At 52.6% G+C, this 6,446-nt stretch carries 5 protein-coding genes, 3 tRNA genes and 1 pseudogene; 4 read left to right on the top strand and 5 right to left on the bottom strand.

The genetic code is table 11. The features are described from left to right. Nucleotides 1-922 precede the first annotated feature (922 nt). Nucleotides 923-1,378 (top strand): hypothetical protein, encoded by a 456-nt coding sequence (locus Q1A48_RS20320; protein ID WP_299948548.1) that lies wholly within the window; start codon nt 923-925, stop codon nt 1,376-1,378. Nucleotides 1,379-1,427: 49 nt separating this feature from the next. Here Q1A48_RS20320 and Q1A48_RS20315 read toward each other — a convergent pair whose 3' ends face one another. Genes Q1A48_RS20315 through folD form a run of 3 tightly spaced genes read right to left on the bottom strand, consistent with a single transcriptional unit; the run spans nt 1,428 to nt 3,992 of the window. Continuing rightward, nucleotides 1,428-2,441 (bottom strand): methyltransferase, encoded by a 1,014-nt coding sequence (locus Q1A48_RS20315; protein WP_299948547.1) that lies wholly within the window; start codon nt 2,439-2,441, stop codon nt 1,428-1,430. Between the two features lie 5 nt (nt 2,442-2,446). Continuing rightward, nucleotides 2,447-3,154: a 16S rRNA pseudouridine(516) synthase RsuA gene (gene rsuA / locus Q1A48_RS20310; protein WP_299948544.1), complete on the bottom strand. Its 708-nt coding sequence runs from the start codon at nt 3,152-3,154 to the stop codon at nt 2,447-2,449. Beyond that, nucleotides 3,147-3,992, bottom strand: a complete 846-nt coding sequence (gene folD / locus Q1A48_RS20305) for a bifunctional methylenetetrahydrofolate dehydrogenase/methenyltetrahydrofolate cyclohydrolase FolD (RefSeq protein WP_299948542.1) — start codon at nt 3,990-3,992, stop codon at nt 3,147-3,149. The genes rsuA and folD overlap by 8 nt, the downstream gene beginning before the upstream one ends. A gap of 337 nt (nt 3,993-4,329) precedes the next feature. Here folD and Q1A48_RS20300 point away from each other — a divergent pair. The 3 genes from Q1A48_RS20300 (at nt 4,330) to Q1A48_RS20290 (ending at nt 4,688) form a co-directional block, all read left to right on the top strand. Beyond that, nucleotides 4,330-4,406 (top strand) — tRNA-Pro (locus tag Q1A48_RS20300). Between the two features lie 18 nt (nt 4,407-4,424). Then, nucleotides 4,425-4,501 (top strand) — tRNA-Arg (locus tag Q1A48_RS20295). Between the two features lie 111 nt (nt 4,502-4,612). Continuing rightward, nucleotides 4,613-4,688 (top strand) — tRNA-His (locus Q1A48_RS20290). A 153-nt stretch (nt 4,689-4,841) separates the two neighbouring features. On the opposite strand, the gene Q1A48_RS20285 is transcribed toward Q1A48_RS20290, so the two are convergent. Then, nucleotides 4,842-5,207 (bottom strand): hypothetical protein, encoded by a 366-nt coding sequence (locus Q1A48_RS20285; RefSeq protein WP_299948540.1) that lies wholly within the window; start codon nt 5,205-5,207, stop codon nt 4,842-4,844. Nucleotides 5,208-5,220: 13 nt separating this feature from the next. Continuing rightward, a pseudogene (locus Q1A48_RS20280) lies at nt 5,221-6,446 on the bottom strand (hypothetical protein); the annotation flags it as partial.

Genomic DNA, 6,446 nt, shown 5'->3' with positions numbered 1-6,446 from the left:
CCCGATCCAGAACTGGAACTTGACGCTGTCACAGCTGACGATCCACTTCCCGGATCGCCTGGAGAAATATATCAGCCAATGAGGCTACTTGGCTGACACAGAGTTTTGAACACCCTCCTCAATCGGCATTCACCCCATAAACGATCCTGGCAGAAGGGTATTTTTCTCTCCTGCCTTACTGGTAATATATAGTAACCTAGGCCCGACCCCCGATCTGACAGTTACCAGCATTTAGAAATCGCTCAATCTGAGCCCCTATCTAAAACATCACTGCTGAGGTGGTATCACTACCTTTGGTCTTTTTGGGGCTGGAGGCTTTTCCAGAGAGGTGTGACCACTGGACCGACCGAGAGAGCATTGTCTGAAAAACCGGTAACTGCCAGATCAAGTCTGAACTACTACATATGAGGCAGACATACCGGCACTCAGTGAGGAATTACCCGAACTAAAGACGCTTGATCAGGCTCTTCAAACCTTCTCTTAACGATTGGCAGTGATGGCAACAATAGAGGACATCAGGTTGGTTGGCTATTGTCGGTTAGCTTACCTCCTCACACTAGAAGTGAGAGGCTTGCCGTGCGGACTCCCTCCTGAATCTGCCCATAGCATGTCTTGCCACGCTGAAAAAATGTAATCACTGCTCCACTACTTAGTGCGGTCCTCCACTGCCATTTGTACCCAGTTGGCAGGCCCCAAGCACGGGCACGATTTTAAAAACTCCTCAAGATTGGCCATTTTTTGTATGACTGCTCCTGATTGAGACTCCCTCTGCATTATTACAATAGTTCCTGCTTTGAGACTCAATCATAGAACCAATCAGTCAGCCTGTGTTTCTGTCATGTCAATGATGATATTGATTGGCGCCCTTTGTTACCCACTGCCTATACTGGAACAAGCGACGTACTTTTTTCGGGACCGGTTGATGCGGTACAAAACAGTTGAGGAAGTGATTCAGGAAGGAAGGGATTTTCACGCCAAACTGGCGCTGCAGTATGAAGAGTACGAACAGTTGGCCACCAATAAACGGGTTGAATTATTGTTGGATCAACTCAGGCGGCGGGAAGATTCCATGAAACATTCGCTGGAAAATTTCCATGCGGATTTACCGCCGGGCGCCCTGCATACCTGGGTGCAGTTTGCTCCGGAGGGGCGAGAAAAAGAATTTTTACAGCGACTGCGCTGCATAGACATTGATAACCTTGATGATGTCGCCAAATTTGCTCTGGATATAGAAATCTACCTGGCGGACCAGTACCGGGATTTGTCTCAGGGCGCAGAAACCCCCTCTGCACAGGAAGCCTTTGAACGCTTGCGTCAGCTGGAAGAGCTTGAAGAGCACACTCTCTCGATGAACCTGTTCAATTTACGCGACTACTGAGTCACTGCATCAGTTTAACATCCCTTTTCACCTGGCTGAAAGCTGCATATCAAAGGCGCAGCCTGTATACACAGAATCCTTTCTCTTTGCAGATCAACTGCACATCCGAGTAGTAGCGCAGGCCTTTATCCACCAGAGAAATAAACGCGTTCACCACAAAAAGTGCTGTTCCGGTTGATTTCAGAAGCCGGGCACTGTTTTGTAAGAAATGGTCAGTCAGCCCTCCCTCCACCTGAAACCCCTGGTGGAATGGGGGGTTACACAGCACCAGATCGGCGATTCCGCTTTCAAGATCTGCACCTGCATCAGAGGGTATGACGACACCGGTCAAATCGAGTGCGTGAAAATTCTGTTTGCAGGCAAGCAGGGCGGCGGCGTTATTGTCGGTTGCGGTAAAATGGAAGTTGCCCAGTGATGCCAGTTGGGTACTGAGATAACCGTATCCACAGCCCAGATCCACTATGCGGGTACCTCCCTTGGGCAGCTCAGTGGTGAAATGTTGGGCAAGCAATGCACTGCCTTTATCGACCTTGTTCCATCCGAACAGGCCCGGTTTGCTGTACAGGCCGCCGAGTTCGGGCAGGCTGCGCAACCTCGGGTAATCCAGCTCACCGATCAGTTTCCCGCCGTTCGCATGATCGATGCAGTTGATACTGGAGTAGTCGTTACCGTGCTTCTGCAATTGCTTGGCAGAGCCAAGGCGTTCAGCTACTTTTGCCGCGTAGCTTTTGATTCCACTTTGTTTTTCTCCCAGCAGCACCAGCTCACCGCCCTCACCAAGAAAGCGCGGCGCCTGATTGATGATGTGGTGAACGATTGCCTTTTCCTTGGATACGGGATAAATAATGCGACGATAGCTGCGTTCCAACTCCTCGAAGTGGAAGTCGTTAAAAAAACTGCGGGTAACTTTTCCCTCAGCCAGCCCAGCAATATCCCAGCGGTTGGTGAGTAGATCGCCGTTGAAGTAAAATCCCGGCTGCAGGAGGGACTTGCTGTTTTCATCGGCGATCCACAAAGTTTCCCTCGGGACCTGAAGGAGCTCCTGGAGTAGAAGGGCTGACATGTTGTTTACTTTTTTACCGAAGCAATTTCATCTGGGGCAAGGAGGCGGTATTCACCTTCCCGGAGTCCTTCATCCAGAGGGATATCGCCAATTTTTTCCCGGTGCAGTACCAGGACTTTGTTACCCAGGGCGGCAAACATCCGCTTAACCTGGTGGTAGCGCCCTTCACCGATAGTAATACGGACTTCATTGGCAAAGAGTATCTCAAGTCTGGCAGGCTTGGTTCTCCTCTTCTCGTTTTTCAGCCAAATGCCTCTGGCAAGCTTTGCCACTGCCACCTCCTCAATCCTGTCTGTCAACTGGACGTAATAGGTCTTTTCACAGTGATAGGTAGGTGAGGTCACCTTGTGAGACCACTGGCCATCATCGGTCAGGAGCACCAGTCCGGTGGTATCGATATCCAGGCGACCGGCAATATGCAGCCTGCCTTTGTTCGGTTCGTCGATTAAGTCGAGCACCGTTGGGTGCTCGGGATCTTTTGTGGCGCTTACATAGCCCAGGGGCTTATTCAGCATAATGTAGCGAGGCCCCGGTTTCAGCAGTAGCTCGCCATCCAGGCACAAGGCATCACTGGCCTGTACCTTGGCCGCTGGATCGGTAACCACCTCACCATTTACGCTAATCCGCTGTGCCTTAGCCGCGCGCTTTGCATCGGAGCGGGAGAGATCGGTAACCTGGCTAACTGCCTTGTCCAACCGAGTCGGGCTAGCCAATCTTGCGTTCACCAGAGTCAACGGTCTGATAGATAAGGGTATTAATAGTCATGGGACCAACACCACCAGGAACCGGAGTATAAGCGGCTACGCGCTTAGTGAGCGGGCCCAGTTCGATATCACCTACACCGCCTGGGTGGTAACCGGCATCCACTACAACCGCACCGTCTTTGATCCATTCTGCCTTGATAAACTCCGGCCTGCCCACAGCACCTACTACGATATCCGCACAACGGATATGCTCGGCCAGATTCTGGGTACGGGAATGGCAAATGGTGACTGTAGCATTAGCATTTAGCAACATGGCCGCCATGGGCTTCCCCAGGATGGGGCTGCGGCCAACAACCACAGCGTCCTTGCCTTCCAGCTCAATTTTGTAGGCCTCCAGCAGGCGCATGATGCCCTTTGGCGTCGCACAGCCATAGGCTTTCTCACCCATCGCCATACGCCCGAAACCCAGGCAGGTCACACCGTCTACGTCCTTTTCCAGGCAGATGGCATCGAAGCAATCGCGTTCTTCAATCTGCGTCGGCACCGGATGCTGCAGCAGGATGCCATGAACGTTGGGGTTACTGTTAAGTTCTTCGATCCTGCTAAGCAGTTGCTCAGTAGTGGTAGAGGAAGGCAACTCAACCTGCATGGAGCCCATACCAATACGGCGGCAGGCATTGCCTTTCATCTTCACATAGGTGGCAGAGGCAGGGTCATTGCCAACCAGGATGGTCGCCAGGATAGGGGTTTGGCCACCACTTTTTTCCTTAAGTGCAGCTACTCGAGCTGAGAGTGTCTCTTCAGTTTTCTGTGCCAGGGCCTTGCCGTCCAGAATCAGTGCAGACATAGATGCTATCTCAAACATTAATAGGTTGTGTGCTATAGACCCGAATCTGCCTCAAAGCCTACTTACTATAAAAGTGGAGCCAGGCGGATTTTCAAAGCGGCTCGCAAGCTACCCGGTCAAATTTGCACAATTTGCCATTTTCGCATAGGTTGAAAATAATTTCGTCACTTCTGGGTCTTGATGGGCAATAGAATAAACTTCTTAAAAAATAATAGTTTAGAGGCGTTGACTCCTGAGAGGGTGGGCAGTACTATGCGCGCACTTCGCCAACGGCACAGTCCTCAAAACCTCCATGTAGATGGTGATATAGGCTGAGTAGGTGCGAAGAGTTGATATACGGGGCATAGCGCAGTCTGGTAGCGCGCCTGCTTTGGGAGCAGGATGTCGGGGGTTCGAATCCCTCTGCCCCGACCAATCAACCGGTTTTACCTTGCGCCCGTAGCTCAGCTGGATAGAGCATCCGCCTTCTAAGCGGATGGTCGCAGGTTCGAGTCCTGCCGGGCGTGCCACCTCCAGGTGGTTCTGGTTTGGCGTAAAGGGCCTGACCCACGCCAAGCTGGTGCGGGTTTAATCCGATATTTCAGTACAGCCACAAAGTACTGAAGCATATCACTATTATGGTGGCCGTAGCTCAGTTGGTAGAGCACAGGATTGTGGCTCCTGAGGTCGCGGGTTCAATCCCCGTCGGCCACCCCAAATAAGCCTTTAAAATCAGGCACTTAAAAACCCTCCAGTTTGGAGGGTTTTTTGTTTTCGTACTCTGAGGGGTAATTCCAAGGGGTAATTTCGTACACAATCGATTTTTGCGACAAGTATTTTTGGGTATTCATCAGGTAGCCTAAGCCCTCCTCACTCCCCAATCACCACCCGCAGATTCACCGTGCGCTGGATGCACTCCATACGCCAAGCGCCTTTATTGACCTCTTCGTTCTCCGTGCCCTCTGCAACAGCGGAGGCCTGCAGGGTCTCCACCTTGCCCGGCGTTTGCCAGGGGGTGCCGGCAGCATTGCTGCGCAGCTGGTTATCCGTGGTGACGAAGGCACCGAACATCTTGTAGGCAAACTGGTCGGGACTGCCGTCCTGGTCCAGATCAATTGGATTGCGTACCTGCGAGATGCGCACAATATCACCGACATAGATGCCGCTGGTCAGTTCGTAAAAGTGTTCGCCTTCTCCGGCATTGCTGATACCGCTGGCTTGTATGTATTCAACCATGTTGCTTCCTTTATTAGGGCTTGTGCCTTTGGTTGTGGGTAATGACTCTGTGCCGGGAATCCACACCGGCGGCATAGCTGATATTGCCCACACTGATCTTGTACACGGTGCGCAGGCCGGCGCATTCGACCCGCTCGACGGTTTCCCAGGTAAGCGGTTCCTCTTTATGCAGCACACCCAGTTTTACCCCCTGGCAATGTTGAGCTTCATATATTTGACCGGTGTTATCGGTCACGGGGGTTTCACGGCTGCAAATCACCTGGGCACCGCTTGCCATGGTGAGTAGTACACAAGGCACTTCCTGCTGGGATTTTACTGCCTGAATCGCATCCAGGTGGGTATCCCTGTCACCCACATCCCAACAATCGATCAGATCCCCCGCTTTGCAGTGATCCGCCTGTAGCTTTTCCGTCAACCAGGTGCCGGCAGCCACGCACCAGGGATCGTCCGGCACGGTGCCGCCACCGCCATTGGCAGGGGTTCTAATAGTGCCTATGGTGCGGCGCCAAGTGCTGGCGGCGAGTTGGGAGTAGGTAGTGGTGGCCTTATAGGTGACTGTCCCACCTTTGACGCCTGGATCATCACAATAGACATAGTATTTTCGGCTGAACGACAAGCCGCTGATACTGCCGGCGTTGTAGCTGCGAGTGCCAAAACCAAACTGCACCGAGTGTGCGGCAATGGAAATCCTGGCGGTGCTACCAGCATCCACAGCGGAGAGTGCGGAGCTGGTGGGCAGGCTGGCGATGCCGGACTGGATTAGGGGGAGGTTGCGCTGATCCTGCACTTCCACCACGTCGATCTTGACGTAGTCGATCAGCATTGAGCCCTCTTTGTTGGAGTAATTCCCACGAAACATCGGGGTGAAAAAACGCACATTGGCCTGCAGTTTGGCCGGGTTGCCGATATGGTTACCGTCACGAGCGCGACTGTACACGGCATTATCGCTGGCATTGCCCTTTACATAGGCCACCAGCCTTTGCCAATACTCCCCCACCAGGTTCAGGTTTTGCGCAAGTACATAGTGTTGGCTGCCGGTGCTGTTCGCTCCGCTGGCATTGCAATAATTACCATTGGCATCGAAGCCAGCCAGACCCGCGTAGAAAGTTCGGGTGGTGTCGCCGGTACTGTAGAAATAAACACGGGCTTCAATCCGATACAGTTTATCGGGATCAAAGGGCACCTTATCCCGGTGGTGCATTACCACATAGTCGTTAAGGCGGGCCGCACCGCCACCGA

This window comes from uncultured Microbulbifer sp., from assembly GCF_947489355.1.
Classification (GTDB): domain Bacteria; phylum Pseudomonadota; class Gammaproteobacteria; order Pseudomonadales; family Cellvibrionaceae; genus Microbulbifer.
Note: the sequence above shows the minus strand (reverse complement) of the source record. Positions and strands in the feature narration are given on the sequence as shown.

What these genes read in the sequence shown, in the direction of transcription:
- Q1A48_RS20315 (WP_299948547.1), bottom strand. Translation starts at nt 2,441, where the DNA reads ATGTCAGCCCTTCTACTCCAGGAGCTCCTTCAGGTCCCGAGGGAAACT.
- Q1A48_RS20285 (WP_299948540.1), bottom strand. Translation starts at nt 5,207, where the DNA reads ATGGTTGAATACATACAAGCCAGCGGTATCAGCAATGCCGGAGAAGGC.
- folD (WP_299948542.1), bottom strand. Translation starts at nt 3,992, where the DNA reads ATGTCTGCACTGATTCTGGACGGCAAGGCCCTGGCACAGAAAACTGAA.
- Q1A48_RS20320 (WP_299948548.1), top strand. Translation starts at nt 923, where the DNA reads ATGCGGTACAAAACAGTTGAGGAAGTGATTCAGGAAGGAAGGGATTTT.